General features: G+C 36.5%; 1 protein-coding gene and 1 pseudogene. Both read left to right on the forward strand.

Annotated elements, in window-relative coordinates; translation table 11 throughout:
* Positions 1-263 (forward strand): annotated as a pseudogene (locus I6F65_RS21520) (hypothetical protein); the annotation flags it as partial.
* A 112-nt stretch (positions 264-375) separates the two neighbouring features.
* Positions 376-525, forward strand: a complete 150-nt coding sequence (locus I6F65_RS21525; protein ID WP_197114881.1) for a hypothetical protein — start codon at positions 376-378, stop codon at positions 523-525.
* Positions 526-676: the final 151 nt, after the last annotated feature.

Genomic DNA, 676 nt, shown 5'->3' on the forward strand with positions numbered 1-676 from the left:
AACATAACACAAAAGAAAAGGACTCTTCGATGCCAGCAATGAAATTAATCCAATCGGTAGGAATTGGCGGCGCAAATAAGCCAGACGATGTAAAAGCAGTACAAACCGCTTTAAATTCACTTCTTTCCCTTATAACACCCACTCAAAAATTAAAAGTAGACAGCCGTTTAGGCTCACGCCCTGAAAACTCTAAAACCGTAGCTGCTATTAAGGAGCCAATGGGGTCAAATCTTGACTTCATACATCTACTTTCATTATGTTGAATTTAGAAAAAACAAAGAAAATAACAAATACACCCACTTTAAATAGTAGGTGTTAATTTACTACTAACACGTTGTACTTAAACAACATAACACAAAAGAAAAGGACTCTTCGATGCCAGCAATGAAATTAATCCAATCGGTAGGAATTGGCGGCGCAAATAAGCCAGACGATGTAAAAGCAGTACAAACCGCTTTAAATTCACTTCTTTCTCTTATAACACCTAAAATAACAAAGACACCCACTTTAAATAGTGAGTGTTAGTTTACTACTAACACGTTGTACTTAAACAACATAACACAAAAGAAAAGGACTCTTCGATGCCAGCAATGAAATTAATCCAATCTGTAGGGATTGGCGGCGCAAATAAGCCAGACGATGTAAAAGAAGTACAAACCGCTTTAAATTCACTTCT

This window comes from Pseudoalteromonas sp. SWXJZ94C (assembly GCF_015864385.1).
Classification (GTDB): Bacteria; Pseudomonadota; Gammaproteobacteria; order Enterobacterales; family Alteromonadaceae; genus Pseudoalteromonas.

Coding starts and splice junctions, on each gene's coding strand:
- I6F65_RS21525 (WP_197114881.1), top strand. CDS start 376: ATGCCAGCAATGAAATTAATCCAATCGGTAGGAATTGGCGGCGCAAAT.